At 58.6% G+C, this 15,649-nt stretch carries 11 protein-coding genes and 1 pseudogene; 3 read left to right on the top strand and 9 right to left on the bottom strand.

Annotation, left to right across the window (positions count from 1 at the left end; genetic code table 11):
- The 3 genes from tnpC to tnpA form a co-directional block, all read right to left on the bottom strand.
- Window positions 1–985: IS66 family transposase (tnpC, locus tag CV770_RS11620; protein ID WP_245453741.1), on the bottom strand; the 985-nt coding region annotated here is incomplete at its 3' end.
- Window positions 986–1,107: 122 nt separating this feature from the next.
- Window positions 1,108–1,464 carry an IS66 family insertion sequence element accessory protein TnpB gene (gene tnpB / locus CV770_RS11615; RefSeq protein WP_104462434.1) on the bottom strand — a complete coding sequence of 119 codons (357 nt, stop codon included), beginning with the start codon at window positions 1,462–1,464 and terminating at the stop codon, window positions 1,108–1,110.
- Complete coding sequence (tnpA, locus tag CV770_RS11610; protein ID WP_104462433.1) at window positions 1,461–1,913, bottom strand: IS66-like element accessory protein TnpA; 453 nt, start codon at window positions 1,911–1,913, stop codon at window positions 1,461–1,463. Before tnpA ends, tnpB begins: the two co-directional genes overlap by 4 nt.
- A gap of 747 nt (window positions 1,914–2,660) precedes the next feature.
- Between tnpA and CV770_RS11605 the strand changes: the two are divergent.
- The 3 genes and pseudogenes from CV770_RS11605 to CV770_RS11590 all read left to right on the top strand — a co-directional run bounded on the left by CV770_RS11605 (window position 2,661) and on the right by CV770_RS11590 (window position 6,794).
- Window positions 2,661–3,721: pseudogene (locus CV770_RS11605) on the top strand (M20 family metallopeptidase).
- 982 nt (window positions 3,722–4,703) lie between these two features.
- Window positions 4,704–4,976, top strand: coding sequence for a hypothetical protein (locus CV770_RS41555; RefSeq protein ID WP_146101277.1), 273 nt, complete (start codon window positions 4,704–4,706; stop codon window positions 4,974–4,976).
- A 501-nt stretch (window positions 4,977–5,477) separates the two neighbouring features.
- A complete protein-coding gene (locus CV770_RS11590) occupies window positions 5,478–6,794 on the top strand; it encodes a preATP grasp domain-containing protein (RefSeq protein ID WP_104462430.1) in 1,317 nt (438 codons plus the stop codon).
- A gap of 462 nt (window positions 6,795–7,256) precedes the next feature.
- On the opposite strand, the gene CV770_RS41550 is transcribed toward CV770_RS11590, so the two are convergent.
- The 6 genes from CV770_RS41550 to CV770_RS11560 form a co-directional block, all read right to left on the bottom strand.
- On the bottom strand, window positions 7,257–7,436 hold the full coding sequence (locus CV770_RS41550) for a hypothetical protein (protein ID WP_146101276.1): 180 nt from the start codon (window positions 7,434–7,436) through the stop codon (window positions 7,257–7,259).
- Between the two features lie 124 nt (window positions 7,437–7,560).
- Window positions 7,561–8,226: a 2OG-Fe(II) oxygenase gene (locus CV770_RS11580; RefSeq protein ID WP_245453738.1), complete on the bottom strand. Its 666-nt coding sequence runs from the start codon at window positions 8,224–8,226 to the stop codon at window positions 7,561–7,563.
- Between the two features lie 18 nt (window positions 8,227–8,244).
- Window positions 8,245–9,339 (bottom strand): GFA family protein, encoded by a 1,095-nt coding sequence (locus CV770_RS11575; protein ID WP_245453737.1) that lies wholly within the window; start codon window positions 9,337–9,339, stop codon window positions 8,245–8,247.
- 1,233 nt (window positions 9,340–10,572) lie between these two features.
- The gene (locus CV770_RS11570; protein WP_104462427.1) at window positions 10,573–11,415 is read right to left on the bottom strand and encodes an electron transfer flavoprotein subunit beta/FixA family protein; all 843 of its coding nucleotides are present in this window, start codon (window positions 11,413–11,415) and stop codon (window positions 10,573–10,575) included.
- 568 nt (window positions 11,416–11,983) lie between these two features.
- Window positions 11,984–13,738 carry a nif-specific transcriptional activator NifA gene (nifA, locus tag CV770_RS11565; protein WP_245453736.1) on the bottom strand — a complete coding sequence of 585 codons (1,755 nt, stop codon included), beginning with the start codon at window positions 13,736–13,738 and terminating at the stop codon, window positions 11,984–11,986.
- Window positions 13,739–13,992: 254 nt separating this feature from the next.
- The gene (locus CV770_RS11560; protein WP_104462443.1) at window positions 13,993–14,829 is read right to left on the bottom strand and encodes an SDR family NAD(P)-dependent oxidoreductase; all 837 of its coding nucleotides are present in this window, start codon (window positions 14,827–14,829) and stop codon (window positions 13,993–13,995) included.
- Between the last annotated feature and the right edge of the window lie 820 nt (window positions 14,830–15,649).

Genomic DNA, 15,649 nt, shown 5'->3' with positions numbered 1-15,649 from the left:
TCCACGCATTCCATAAGGGCCCGCGACGTGTCGAGGTCGCATCACGAGGCCGGACACACGTCAGCACCCGACCACATGCCTGTTCCGAAGTTATATTTTGCTTGCATTTACTGGGGCGTCCACACACATCGACCTGCAGGACGCCCTTGAAGCCGGCAAGATGGCTGAACAGCCGCTCGGCTTTGCGGTCGGGTGCATAGACGTAGGCGATGCCGGGCGGATCGAGGCCGCCCCAGGGCCTGTCGTCGGCGGCATAGGCCCAGAGCTGGCCGGTCTTGGTGCGCCCTCGGCCGGGATCGAGCACCGGCACCGTCGTCTCGTCAGCGAACAGCTTGGATCTCGCGCGAAGCACGGTGAGAAGGCGCTCATGCAGCGGGCGCAGATGGAAGGCAGCATGCCCAACCCAGTCCGCCAGCGTCGATCGATCGAGAGCGATGCCCTGGCGGGCGTAGATCTGGGCCTGCCGGTAGAGCGGCAGATGATCGGCATATTTGGACACCAGGACCTGGGCGACGGTTGCCTCCGTCGGCAGTCCGCCCTCGATCAGCCGGGCCGGAGCCTCGGCCTGCAGGACGCCATCTTCGCAGGCTCGGCAGGCGTATTTGGGACGTCGGGTGACGACAACGCGGAACTGCGCCGGCACCATGTCCAGCCGCTCGCTCTTGTCTTCGCCGATCTGATGCAGGTCGCCCTTGCAGCAGGGACAGGTCTTGTCGTCGATATCGATGACAACCTCGATCCGCGGCAGATGCGCCGGTAGTGCTCCGCGGTTGACGCGGCGCGTGCGTGCGCGTTCCGCTCGGCCTTCCGGAGCTGTCTCGTCTTGGCTGGCTTCCGTACAGGCTGCAACCTGTTGGACGTCCTCGAGACCGAGCAGCATCTGCTCCTCGGGAAGCGTCTCGGCCTTCCGGCCAAAGCGATGACGCTGCAGCTCCTTGATGATCTGGCGCAGCCGCTCGCTCTCGTGCCGCTCGGCAAGCAGCATTGCCTTCAGCGTCTCGGGATCATCAGGAAGGTTATTGCTCACAGGCAAATCAGAGCATATTCGCGCCCGCCTGACGACGTGCTCGATGCCCCTGATTCACTTCGCCGCAGCGCGGCCCACAATTATCCGGCTTGCGTCGGGACGACCGTCTCCCGCGCTGCGTGGACACGCCGCCAATCGAGCCCTTCGAGCAGCGCCGACAATTCCGCCGCTGACAAACGCATCACGCCATCCTCGATCTTCGGCCAGCGGAAGACGCCTTCCTCGAGCCGCTTGGCGAACAGGCACAAACCCGTACCGTCCCAGAAGATCAGCTTGATCCGGTCCGCGCGCTTGGCTCGGAACACATAAACAGCACCCGAGAACGGATCGGACTTCATGTGCTCGCGCACCAACATAGCAAGCCCCTCCATTCCCTTGCGGAAGTCGACCGGCTTGGTTGCCACCATCACCCGGACAGTTCCGGACGGGCCGATCACCGGCTTGCCTTCAGCGCATGGACGATGGCCGCAATCATCGCCACGTCCGCGCCTCGGCCGACCCGGATAGTGACGCCTTCGGCTTCGATCTCGATGCCCCCGGCGTCGCAATGGCGAGTCCGGACATCCTGCTTGGCCTTGCGTTGCGCTGTCTTGCGCTCATGGCCAGCAACCGCGACTGGCGCCATGGCGTCTACCACCGCCGGTACAAACGGCGGATCGTCAGCCATCGGCGTCGGCGACCGGCGCGCCTGCCGACGCCAAGTGAACACTTGTTGCGGCATCAACCCGTGTCGTCGGGCAATCTCGGAAACGACCGCGCCTGGTACCAGCGTCTCCTCGACGATCCGGGCCTTGTCGTCCTTGGAGAACCAACGACGGCGTCCCGTCTCCGTGATCACTTCCAGCCGGCGCGCCGTCACGTCCGACTTAAGCGTATGGTCAAGCATAGACACAAGCCGATCCCTTCAAAGAGATCGTGAAACTCGCCTATCCGATGTGCCGCGAGAAGGTGGGAGCGGAACGACGCTTACGCATCTTTGCAAGCTGCTTGCTGTTCATCGCGGCGAACCGAGAGCTGGGCTGCAAGCTCGTGAGCAGCCGGGTTCGTCGGCCGCGCAGTCCGCTCGGCAGTCCGGCTCGGCGCGGGAGCTTCCGCCCGACGCCTGGCCACCCCGAGCGCGGAGCTTGGCCTCGTTGGCCAGCAGATGCAAGAACCAGCATCACTATCAACTGTCGGGAACGAGGTTTCGGGGTCGAGATCACCGCTTCCGTTGCATACCGAATGCTGCGCACGCACCGGGCCTGGTGGCGTCGCGAAACTCTCTTGCGGAAGAGATTCAACGTTGCGCCAGTCTACGATTATAGGGGCATCATTCCACGATGTAAGGGTCAGTCCACGATTTAAGGGACGTCAACAACAGCTCACCAGAACGTCCAAGTCCAATACAGCCTCAGCTGCATAATCCTGTCGAAAACTACCAGCTTTGGTAGATCAGTTGTGATCGACAGGCGAGTAGTTTCGTTGCCGCAGCAGGATCGGGTCTAGAGGCACGCCCCGGGTCACAACGGTTGGCGCTTCTCTAGATCTTCGGGCTCGATTTTGATGTGAGTACATGGTGGTGTCATGATCTTGCAGAAGCGATGAGAAGTCGAATTCAAAGGCGTCAGACAACTATGTCAGCAACGCGTTCGAAATCGCCCCGATTCTCAAGGGTATTCGCCGCTGGGTCCTGATCGAATCTCCGACGGAGCGGCCGGATCAGATCAACAAACTGGCTAATGTCGTCGCAGCAGGTTATCGCGACCTGCCGGCCAGCGTCGAGCGCGTTGCGGGGCATGACGGCTGCGACGATCATTTGGTCACCCGCTCTTCTTGGGGGCAGGGCGTACCGGCATTCTGGTGTTGAGCCATCTCGACACAATTCATCCGATGGGATCCATCGAACGGCTACCATTCAAGATCGAGGGCGACCGTGCGTTCGGCCCCGGCATCTACGACATGAAACGCGGTGCCTACCTCGCCTATCACGCATTCCGGCAACTCTGCGCCGATGATGCACGCCCGCCGCTCGGCATCACGCACTCTATGCCTCGGACGAAGAGATCGGCAGCCCAACCTCTCGCGGGCTGATCGAGGCCGAGGGCCGCAAGGCGAAATACATGCTGGCGCAAAGGCGTGGCGCGCTTTGACGTATTCATCAAGCGCGCTTCCGCGCATGCAGGTACGCGCTCCGAGGACGGCCGCAGCGCGATCCGGGAACTCGGCCATGTGATCCGGACGCTGGAGGCGATGAACGATCTCACGCGCGGTATCACCGTCAATGTCGGCGTCGTCCGCGGCGGCACCAGGCCCAACGTGGTCCCGGAACTGGCCTATGCGCAAGTCGACATGCGCGTCCCGACCATGGCCAATGCCGACGAGCTGGTGCCGCAGATTCTCGGCATCAGCTCGCGCACCGAGGGCGTGAGCGTGAATGTATCAGGCGAATTGAACCGTCCGCCATATAAGAAGACCCGTGCCGGTGCCGCACTTTACGCACACGCCAAAAAGCTCGCCGCCGAGCTTGGCTTCGAGCTGCTCGACGCGTTCAGCGGCGGCGGCTCCGATAGCAATTTCACCGCGCCGCATACCGCGACACTTGACGGTCTTGGTGTCGATGGCAAGGGCGCGCATACGCGTTATGAGCAACTCTACATCTCGTCGATTGAACCTCGCGCGCGGCTGCTGTACCGCCTCTGTCAGACGCTGCGGTAATCTCGACGCCAGGCGCAGTCAGTGATCGCGACGCGCGTTTGATGACGGCCGGCGGCACGTTCGCAGGATCGTTCCTCACCCTCCCCGAAGGGCTGCAGGCTGCGCCCCCTCAGGCCGACCTCATCGAAACGTATCGGTCGGATGCCGGATTTGGCATTGCAAGGTCAGCGTAGGATAGAAGTGCCTGAGCTATCCAGTGACGGCAGCGGAGGTCAGGCGGGTAACCCGCTGCAAAGGTAGCGAGCACTTGGTCGCAATATGGCGAAATGTTTCCGACCATGGGCTTATCGGCAGCGACCCTGATCTCAAAAGGAGACGAACTTTGTTGACGCAAATCGCAGCGCTGAATGCGCGCGACACCAAACCGGCCGGCGGCCCGATTCGAGAGCTTGGCCACGTTCACACGCCTGCATAAAAGGGCTTGAATCGGACGTAACGTTAAGTTGTACGGTCTTGAGGTAGGCCTATCTCGGTCTGCCGCCGGGATTGTGAAGGATTGCGAATGTCTCAGCTGGTCAGATCTCCGTTCCCATGGCCGGTCATCCTCAACCCCTGTGCCGGGTCGGTCGGAAGGGCGCTGCAGCCAAGCCCGATTGCGGCGCTATGGCTCGAACGTAGCTTTGAATGGCTCGCCATTCCGGAAGCAAGACTATGTGGCTGTTCTGGACCGGGGGACCAGAGGGCCGGCGAGGTCAGAATTGACCGACGTAGACCTCCATCCGAAACCCCTAAGTGTAGGACGCTGCTTCCCGAATCTGAACCAAGCCCCTCCTCTGGCGCGACACCGCGCCAAGATCAGTTCGCCGAACGGGCTTTCCGCTCTGTCCAAACTGCTTTCCCGTGAAGGCAAGGCATTTCCATCGCGCAAAGGTGCGACAGACGTCGGGCCTGCGCAGGTTCTCAAAGAGCCTGAGCTGCAATTGTCGCTCCGCGTGACCAGCGCGGCATCGGATGATATTGCTTGGCATTATGGAGCAGCAAGTTGAAAGAGCCCGACGGCCTCAAGAAGGTCCTGTTGATCGACCATATTGAAGGCCAATGCCGTTGCATCATCGGCTTCAAAGATGGAGATGCCAGAGAGGCCTATATGTGCGGCGAGCCTGTATACCAAAGACGCGGCAAGAAACTGTCTTCCTGGTGTATCTATCACTACGGACAGATGCACACGACCGCTCCCCAGCAGAACAGAGTGAGTGATCAATCGCCCGAGATCCCTCAAGCAATATCGATTGTTCGCAACCCAAGAGAACCATGAGAAACCGGGTCCTTCCAAGGCCGTGTGATCAGCCTGTACAAGAGCCAACCGAGACATGTGATCGGGGCCTCGCCAAGCAATTCCGGGTTGCGGCGGAAGCAACTCGCGGCAAACGTATTATGCGGGCGTGAGGCGCATGAATAGCGAGTTTGAGCTCTGCAGCCTGACGAGGGAAACGCTACCTATGCTCGCGACACAACTGCTATCCATTTCGAAGGGCAGGCTCTCAGCTACGTCAGCCTCAACGGACAGACTGAGCGGATCGCTCGCCTTCAAGAGCCAGCTCGGCGTCCAGAGGGGAGACCGGATCCCGATCCTCAGCTTCAGCACGCCGAATTTTCTGGGGATGCAATGGTCGATGCGAAAGCACCGACCTATCCTCTCTCGGAGCAGGACGGCGCCAAATCGAGCCTCACTCAGTGCCTCACCACGGCAGAGCAAGTTCAGCATTGTTGCATCACGATCCCTGTCTGATCGCGTCCAAATGCCCGGAGGTCGCGGATGCCGCGGATCCTGATCATGAATGCCGGTACAGCTCAAATGTCGGGCGCCGATCTGACACCAGCTCAACTTTCGCTGGCCGCCAACTCGGCATACCGTTCAGCGTGGTTTGCTCATGAGGGTGACCTGATAGTCTCCCCAGTAGTCATCCCGGCGGATCTGCTATCCTTCATTGGCGCGACGCTCGATTTCGACGCATCGAGTCTCTGTCTGCTTGTACCTCAAGGCGGCAGCCAATCGCCGGTCCTTGATGATTGCACACTCCTTTCCAAGACTGTTGTTGAGCGAATCAACAGACATATTCGTCAGAGATCAACCTGGCGATTATATCCCTGCTACTCTACTGAAGGCGTCGCACGCCTGGCGGCCATGCTGGGCATACCGCAGACCGGCGACGACTTCGCTCTGCAGCGAGGGCCTGATCTGTTGAACCGCAAGAGCCACTTCCGTCAATTGGCGACAAGCGTCGCACTTCCGCTGCCCAATGGATCTGTCACGACGGACTCGAACGAACTATTCAGAGCGGTCACTTCCCTCAGAACCGAGACCGGGAGCGTCATTGTAAAGCTGGACAATGGAGCCGGTGGAGTCGGAAATGTTATCCTGACCGGCAATGAAAGCGATCCACTACCTGGGGCAAGAGATACCCGATGGATTCCATGGCCGTCGTTTGATCCTGACGCGCTTTGGTCTGAGATGACAACGGCATCGTGTAAGACGCTGGTCGTGGAGTCGTACCACCTCGCCAAGTCTTTGTTCTATCTCGAGTATGAAATCGAGGATGATGGTTCAATTGTTTTCACGAACAGTGGAAACATACGTTTGCGCAAAAGCACGGATCGATCCGAAAGAACTCTGATCTGGACAGGACTTGAGCTTCCAAGCGACCTGGGGAACGAGCAATGGTTGACTGCCCAGGCGCATGCCTACCGATTTGTGACGCTCGCGCGAAACCTGGGATATCGCGGAATGATCAACATTGACGCCATCTTCGCTGATGACGGACGGTTGCTGTTTAATGAAGCGAACGGCCGCTGGGGTGGCGGCTCGGTGTTACACAGCATTGCCGTTCGGCTGCTGGGCTTCGACTATTCCGGCTGCAACGTTATTTTATCCGTTAGAAATGTTCGATCAGGATCCCTCCAAACAGCGCATGATCGTTTTGTCAAGGAAGGATTTCTGTTCAACCGCGCACGCAAGGAAGGAGTGATCCCGCTTGCCGCCGATCAAGAGGCCGGCACGGTGGAGTGCCTTGTGATTGCGCGCAATAGGCCCGCGGCCCGCGATCTGCAGCACCAGCTACTGCGGATGGTTTGATTGAGTATCCCAGCGACCACATCTTCAACCGCTGAATTCATCTGAACTTGTCCGTGCTTTCAATCGCGCGCGGTACCTGACGAAGCGACGCGAATGTTTGCCTCGTCTAGCTCGAGCTCTGTCAGCCCCAATTCCGACCATCCTTAAGTCGCCCCTGGAGTGTTGGCGAATCGGCGATGAGGTGCCCGAGGTGAAGCGGCTCATTGTCTGGCCGCTTGCCCCGCGCCAATCGTCCAATCAGCGCTAGCGTCGCGTCTACCACGTAGAACCCGCAATCATGGCCGTTCTGCTGCCGGGCCAGCGGGCCGCTTGCAGACGGACGCCCAGACGTGCTGCGAGCTGTTCTGCAACGGTACTGTTGGAAGACCCGACGGAGGCATAGTGATAGGCAACCGGCGCGGTAGGCACGCGTCAACCAACAGAAGGACCAGTGGGCGCCGCCGCCAGTAACGCCAGCATCGTTCACAGGCACGAACAGGAAATCGGCGGTGCCGTTACCATCCTGATCATGACGATCTGCTGGAAGGTTTGTACGCGGTCGCTCTGGCTCGGGATCAAGCGCAGCAACTCGGCTTGCGCAGGTTGAACGAATCGGGTCGGGGCGGCGAGATCCGGCTCGATCCGTTGCAACTCTTCTTCCACATGCACATCGCCGTGGCAGCTTTTGCGAAAGACAGTCTGAGCACAAGATGGCAAAGCTACCACCCTTTCTTGAAAGCTCACCCCGTTACCAAATTCACTGGGAAGCGATTTCAGCCACCCCACCTCATACGTCAGCGGTCGAGCTTTCAATGATCCGGCGGTTCGCGCCGCTTCGTTTTGAACAGAAGTAGACCAGCGATCGGCGCTCGCCGGACAGCACAGGCTTCACCTCGTGCCGGAGCTTACATGTGGTGACAAGCACGGCGCCAAATGGCGGTCGGAATACCTGGTGTTCGTACCGGGTTGGATATACCACGAACTCACCCCCGTCGAAGTCCCTCGCCAGCTGTACAATCACCGAGTACTCGAAATCCGGGTCGCTCGCAGCATCCAGATGAATGCCAACAAAAGAACCAGGAGGCATCCGATGCATTTGGCATCGGCGAACCACGTAATCTGACGTGGCTCCCAAAATCTTTCTTAGCGCGAAGCTTCGGTCCTTCCTTTCAAGTAGTTTCATGATCTGCCCTGGAGCTGCACCATTCGCGTCGCTAGGAGCGCGGCCGGGCGGGTCGACCCTCACGCGTTTGACGAAAACATTGTGGGAGTCGCCGGCATCTCCCTCCCTCACTTCTTCTTCAGGAATCTCAGCCTGCAGCTGTTCGATCATGGCCAAGTCATCTTGGGTGAACAATATCTCGGGGCCGATCACGACCGTCCCCTTCACCAACAGCTCAATGCGGTACTTTGTCAAAGCTTCTTCTGAAAGCAGACGGGATTTCTGATTCATTGCGCGCGCCATTCGAGTTCACTCCAGGGTTTTATCTTCAACGCATGGCTCCAGATCCTGGTGCATCAAGCGGAATGCTTGGTCCCAATGCTCGCCATCGAACTCGCTTATTGTTATGCGTTCGATGGTCCTGTTATCCAGGCATCGAATGTTTACGCTGAATCCGGAGGGGTTCGACCGCGGCGTATAGAATGGCTTTACACCACAAACCCGGCAAAACGTGTGCCGAGCGATGTTCTTGTTGAACTGATACGCCGTGAGAAATTCTTCGCCGCACTCAATGCCGAGCTTATTGCCAGGTACGAGCAAGTGCAGAAATCCAGACATTTGGCAGATTGAGCAATTGCATCGAACTGCAGAGAGCTCTCGCGGTGCTTTGACGTAGAACTTGACAGAACCACAATGACAACGGCCACGGTGTTCGATCTCCGAGTGATCATCTCCCTTAAGTGAGACAATTCGGAGCATATCGCGGCACCAATGCACGCTGATCCGATAGGCTCGATCGAATTCACTCAAAAAGCGTTCATTGCGGTGAGCCGGGACAAGTTCGCCAATAAGCCGGCTTGTCATTTCTGCGTGATACTTCTCCGCGGGATCTTCTCCGCCGACATGGCTGCGGAAGTATTCAAGATCGTCAGGCCGCGCCTTGAAGGTTTTGACCAAAGTGGTCCATAGCGACTGGATCATGTCGGCAGCATGTAGCTCAAAAGCGACCATGTAGGCGCAACGCACCAAGGGATCTTTCGATGACAATCCGGTATAGAGAGAATGCAGGTACCGCTTCGTCGTGGCGCTGTAGTTAGGTCGTATTGCTCTGCCGAGTAGTTGCGACGCATCCTTTCTAAAAAGATTGGAGTGGAAGTTCTCAGTTACCAGAATATCGGGTAGCGCCGCCTTGCCGCCCTGGAGAATTTGGCCATAACCGCCCGTCTCATCCCAACAGATGAAATTTCCGACCACGCTAGTCAGCTCAATGTCCCTCGCAAGATCGCGATTGTGATTCATTGCATCGAATATGAGATCCCGTTGCGACCCCGCCTGCAGGTATGGGAAGGCCTGTGACATCGCCAGATATTCAGGGAGCAGGCTTGCGACCTGGTCCTCGGACATCTCCACAGCGAATGGGTGCGGGCCGAACAGGGCTCGCGCTTGCTCGGTCAAATACTCGCAGCATATCTGCGGAGGCTGATCGGGAGTAAATCGAGACGGTTGAGATGTCATTTGACCCCTGGAGATGAGGAGAGAATGGTCCTTGGCGGAGCAACTTCGCATCCGGGCCAACTATTGGCTGCCGCGAGTTCGTTGGTTTTCGATGGGCTTGTGATCGCGTTCACCATCCAGGCGCAATTCCTGGTGGCCACCTTTCGCGGTGGCAGACAGCGGCATGCTCAGTCCTGCTCACGCCCATCGAAGGGAACGTGTAGATCAACTGAGCGGCGGCGAGCCAGACGGATTTCGGTGCACGAAAAGTCCGACGCCGCGAATTCTCGGCAGGGCCAGCATTCGCTTGCAGATTCATGGTGAGATATTGCGCCGCGCAGGCTCTCGCGGTCGCTGCTCCTGCAAGTTGATCGAAACGCTATGAGCTTCGTATAGCATTGCAAGGATTATCCGCATCTACCTGGCTCTTAGGGTCTCGGCGGCAAGCCGCGCGTAATGCCGGCTGCTGGCCGGCACGAGCTTCTCAAAGAGACCGCCGCTATGTTTCACGTTCGCGAGCGCCACCACGCTGTCTTCTTGCACGTTTACAGCAATCACCGTGCCAACTCGTGCATTCGCTCCACAGCCTGAATACATTGGCATAACGCTCGCGACCGACTCGTCATTGCAGTGTACTAGACCTGACAGCACTTGCACGGCCGTCGGACACCAGACGGCGATGGGCCAGCCGCCACTCACAACGGGTATAGGGCTTTTGAATCGCGGAGATTGGTCCAAAGGTACCACATAGGTGGGCTTCGCGCCCTGGACAGCGCTTTTGGCGTTCGTGCGCCAGCATGGTGATCCCGATCGCTGACGTAATCCGTCTTCGCTCGTGACAACTACGCGAGAAGCGGTCGCCTCAACGCCGTCGAACATGACCATATAGTGGGATCTGGAGGCATGCGCAGCCCTTTGTCGATGCGCCTGACAATCGCGGTTAACTCCGGGCATCGATCGAGGCCAGAACGTGGTCTACGGAACATGCGGTCCCAGGTGATCGCGAGCAATCGAAGAACGCCATGGACCAGAATGCGAAGGTCGCCGGCTGAGATTCCTACCTACATCTTTGCGCGCTCACTGGACGCGTGTGCCTCATGGTGTTGAGACATCCTCGGACCGTTACGATGAGGACTCTCCAGATCAAACGTCGCGGACAAGTGCCGCAAGATCGGCTTCGAGCTTCGGTTGGTGCTTGAAAATTGCGTCTATCAACGCCGGCGCCGGTTGTTCGGCTGCCTCGACCAGCTCCGCCTTCTCAGCCCGCGCAGAGGGAGCGAACACTCGCTTGACGACGGTCGGCGATCCCTTGAGTCCGCATTTGGAGACGTCTTCGATACCGGCATCGTTTGCGCTCCATTTCACGATTTGGGCACGCGCGGCACGCAAGGCATCCTCCATCGCGCCGCGCCGAATCTGATTCGTTGCCTCCAGCATGGTGATGAGACAGGGTAGCCTCGTGTGCAGCACCTGGACACCGCCTTCGGAGCGTCGTTCCGCTTCAATTGTATGGGCGGCGAGATCTAAGGATCTGACTTTCGCAACGTAGGTCAGTTGCAATACGCCCAGCCGCTTTGCGATGCCGGGCCCAACCTGCGCCGTATCGCCGTCGATGGTCTGCTTTCCCGTGAAGATGAGGTTTGTCGGGCCATAGTCCTTACCAATTTTTCGAATGGCTGTTGCAAGTGCATACGTTGTGGCCAGGGTGTCGGAGCCCGCAAAGTAGCGATCGGTGAGTAGGACGCCGCGATCGGCGCCATAAGTCAGCGCCTTTCGCAAAGAATCTTCCGCCGATGGCGGCCCCATTGTAAGCACGGTAATTTCGCCGCCGAACCGATCGCGCAGCTCCAGCGCGGCCTCGAGCGCGAACAGGTCATACGGGTTGATGATGGTCGGCACTCCCTGACGCATGATTGTATTGGTGACGGGGTGCACGCGGATCTGCGCTGAGTCCGGAACCTGTTTGATGCAGACGACATTGTGCACGGTGTTGCTCCAAAAGCTGCGACAGCTGCGGAGAGCACAGCAAGTGTTGTACCATCGCGCGCCCTTTTGGAATTGGCTTGCCATCACAGAGGCTTAGACCGGGTGATGCGCCCCTCTAGCCCGCTTGCCGACGAAGGAATGCTAACATAGTCAGGACTGCGACAGCATTCCGCAGGCCACGCCAGCTGAGTGGGGCCAGGACAGCTTGCGACAGATTACCGCCGCCAATCACCAGCGGGTGGCCGACCGGTTGACGTTCAATGAGCATTGCCGCTCACTGTCCGATCTTGATCGACGGATAGGCATGACGCTTTAGATGTTCAGCAGCTGTGCGCGATTGCATGGCCCGCAAGTGACGCTCAGTATGTCATCGCGCGCAAGTCCTCTCTCATCGAACCAGGTAAGCCCGCCTTTCGACAGCAGTCCCGCAATCGGGCGCGGTGCCTTCGCTCGGGGTCAAGTCGCCCCCGAGGGCGGACCCATTTCCATCAGATTGCGATCAGATTGCCCATCGGAGATCGTCCTCGTAAAGCTATTTGGCGGTAGCAGTTCCGCCCGATGTCATCGTTCAGAAACGCTTTATCTCGATTCCATATTTCCTCAGCGCGTAGCCAATCTGGCGCGGCGTTAGTCCGAGCAGGCGCGCTGCTTTTGCCTGCACCCAGCCAGATTTTTCCATGGCCGCAATCACCCGTTCGCGATCGGCCATCTTCGCGCCACTAACGAGAACTGTGCCGGGAGGCCCCAGTGAGGCCAGTTCACCGCCGACAGACTGGACCGGCTGGGTCGTTTGAGCTTGCGGAATGGTGGACTTTGCAGGCACCGCTGCCAGGGGTGCGGGCTGGTCTGGTCTCTCATCTGACGTGCCTTTCCACAGCATCGCAGAAAGGCACTGGCCGTGGCAGCATGCAAAGTCACTTCTCACGATCGATGATCCGGCGCACAGCGTCGCTGTCCGCTCGATGCAGTTCTCGAGTTCGCGGACATTTCCCGGAAAGCCGCAGTTCATCAGTACATCGATCGCACTCGCCTCCAAGGTCAGAGTACGGCCGTTCTCGTTATTGAAATTTCTGAGGAACTCCCTGGCAAGCAGCGGAATATCACTTCGTCTTTCGCGCAGCGGTGGCAACAGTAATGGAACGACACTGATGCGATAGTAGAGGTCTGCGCGGAACTCGCTCCTTGTAACAGCCTCTTCAAGGTTCTTGTTGGTCGCAGCTACCACTCGAACATCGACCTTAATAGTCTGGTTGCTGCCGACGCGCTCGAACTCCTGCTCTTGCAGAACGCGCAGCAACTTCGCCTGGAACGGAGCTGAGATCTCGCCGATCTCGTCAAGAAACAGCGTTCCCTTATCAGCAAGTTCGAAGCGCCCCTTGCGCGAGCTGAACGCACCGGTAAAGGCGCCCTTCTCATGTCCGAATAATTCGGATTCCAGGACGGTCTCAGGAAGCGCCGCGCAATTCAGCTTAACGAACGGGCGCCTGGCGCGGGACGATGATTCGTGAATGGCCTTGGCTACGAGTTCCTTTCCGGTACCGGATTCGCCACGCAGCAGAACTGTGCTATTAGATCTGGCTACAACCGCAATCTTCTCGAGCAGCCCGCGCAGCGCCGGACTGTCGCCAATGATCCCATGGGCGTGTAGCTTCTTGCGCTCACGAGCGGGTGGCCTAAGCTCTAATACTTGCTTTTGCAGCCGGTCCTTCTCCGCCATCAGTCGTTCGCCATCGCAGCCGAACAAGCGATGTAACTTCACTGTTTGTCCCACCAGGTTAGCGATCATGGCGAGCAGGCGCGCATCGTACTCGAGCCCGAGACTCGACCCATCGTCCCGGATACGGTCGACCGTCAGCGTACCCACGACCTTCGGATCAATACGAATCGGAACCCCGATGAACGACATTGGCATATCCTCAGAGGCGCCGAGCACTTCCCGGTCGGCTGCGCTGAATACCGGCTCGGCGGCCACGTTGTCAGCGACAAGAGGCATGTCCGTTGCGATGATGTGGTCGATTACCTTTCGCGGCAGTCGCATCCGGTAACGTTCGTCGCTGCCTTCGCTCCAGCCGGCGCCCACTGTAATGTCCGGCATGCCGTCGTCGTCGAACAGCGAGACGATGCCGTGTCGCATCTGCACAAACGATTGCAGAAGACCAACAACGTTGGCCAACGTGACTTCGAGCCGACAAGGAGCGGTGAGTAGTTTTGATATTTCGAAGATGCCGGTCAGCGCGCTCTCACGCAACGGCTCCGCCGAGAGCTTACCCTCCGGCTCAGGTTGCGAGGCAGGTCTTTCGCGCGAGGAAGGGATATCCAGCATGAGGCGGTCTCCGTTGTCTTGATCATCCTCCCTGGCACCTTGTCCTGGTTGGCGAGCTTCGTTTTGCATGTCACGCTCGATCTAACGCCAAGTGTTGACGAGATGACATAGAACCGTGACATCTTTTCATGGCACGGCGGTAAACTTACGGTGTGCCTTCATTTCATTTTTACGGATTTCGTGCGCGTCGTCAGCGAAGAACATACGTACCGCTGCTGCAGCTCAAGTCAGCTGTGTCGCCAAGGCCAGCCGATTCACAGATGTTGCCCACCATTGATAGGCACCTCGGCCCCTGTGACATAGCTCGCCGCATCCGAGCACAGGAAAAAGATGACCTTGGCCACTTCATCCGGGGTTCCCACTCTGCGCAGCGGGATACTTGGCACGAGACGCGCTTCTGTGTCGGGCGATAACATGTCAGTCCTGATTTCGCCGGGCGCGATCGCATTCACGCGGATGCCATGCGGCGCATAGTCGTGGGCCATTTCGCGTGTAAGGCTCGCAAGCGCAGCTTTCGACGTGGCATAGGCACTGCCCGCAAACGGGTGCACCCGCGAGCCCGCAATCGAAGTCACATTCACGATCGACCCTGACGCGGCTCTTAGCTCGTCAAACAAACCCTGCGCCAGCAGGATCGGCGCCACCAGATTGAGATGGAACACCCTCATCCAAGTCTCGATTGACGTCGTCAACGACGTCATCCGATCGCCAGCCGGCGTTTTCGGCGAGACACCGGCATTGTTCACGAGCGCGTGCAAAGGTGCACCGGCCAAGCGCTTCTTGACCTCACTTATCGCGCGCGGCAGCATTCGATGATTGCTGAGGTCGATCTCGACATGATCCTCGTTTCCTCCCTGCCAGGGGCATCGCTCGCCGTCGAACGGCTGACGCGCGCAAGAAATGATGCGCCAGCCCGCCTCCGAGAACAGCTTGGCAGTGGCATGACCAATTCCGCGCGATGCTCCGGTGAGCAACATCGCCTTCTGTTCTCCGCCATGAGTACGGGCTTTATCGGCCTGAAAGGGGCAAGCCAAATGTGTTTCGGGCAGCGGGCCTCTGATTAGATCGTCATTTGGCAGATCCAGACCCACGCCCGCCTCCTCTCCTGATGCGCGCCGCACGCGTAGCAGGATTTGGGCCACTGCGATGCATGTAAATCCGCTTGCGTTTTGCGTCCTAATGTCGCGCAAACGGAATGTTTGGCGGCATCAAGACACGGTGCGTGTGCTTTGTGACAGCAATGGCGCATCAGCTAAGTAATGTCGCGAGCACACTCACCTTCGTAAAGACAAGGCTACGAGCCGCGCTCTCTTTCCTGATCGCACAACCAGAAGAGCCGAAAAAGTGGCCAGCCCCTCTCGTCGGGCAACGATCGATCAGGATAGCGGCCGCCGCCAGTAGCCGCTTCAACTCGAAAGCTGACGTTACCAGCTTCGTACGTTAGATTCGCGGACAGCTGATGCCGACTTCATCGCGCCCCGCTCTGCTGTGTCCAGCACTGGCACATCGCCGGGCGGATTGATTCCCGGACCACGACCTGGCGAACTGAATGTTTCTCAGAATAGTGGTTCTCGAGAGCGCCCATTGGCACCAGCGAGTACAGACCGCCAAGACGGAACTCGCCGGCTGAACGGAGACCCCTTTCGGTATGTTCATCCGCGATCGACCACCGATTAGCTTCGAGTTGCGCCCCCCGAGGCGAAGACGAAGACGTGTTACACCTGTTTACCGCGGCGGCCGCACGTAAGCTCATTGTTGTCGACGTCGAGCTTCACCGGAAGGCATTCGTACCCCCCGTCGCTCTGTTCTCCGGTGCAAGTTCGGGACAGAGCATCACCTTGGGCAGACAATTGCCGGCCCGAAAAGATCTGCCAATACTTCTGGATGCAAAAAGCGGCAATCAGATCGATC

Source organism: Bradyrhizobium sp. AC87j1 (genome assembly GCF_002936975.1).
GTDB lineage: Bacteria > Pseudomonadota > Alphaproteobacteria > Rhizobiales > Xanthobacteraceae > Bradyrhizobium > Bradyrhizobium shewense.
The sequence above is the reverse complement of the archived record's forward strand: the minus strand, read 5'-3'. Positions and strand labels throughout refer to the sequence as shown.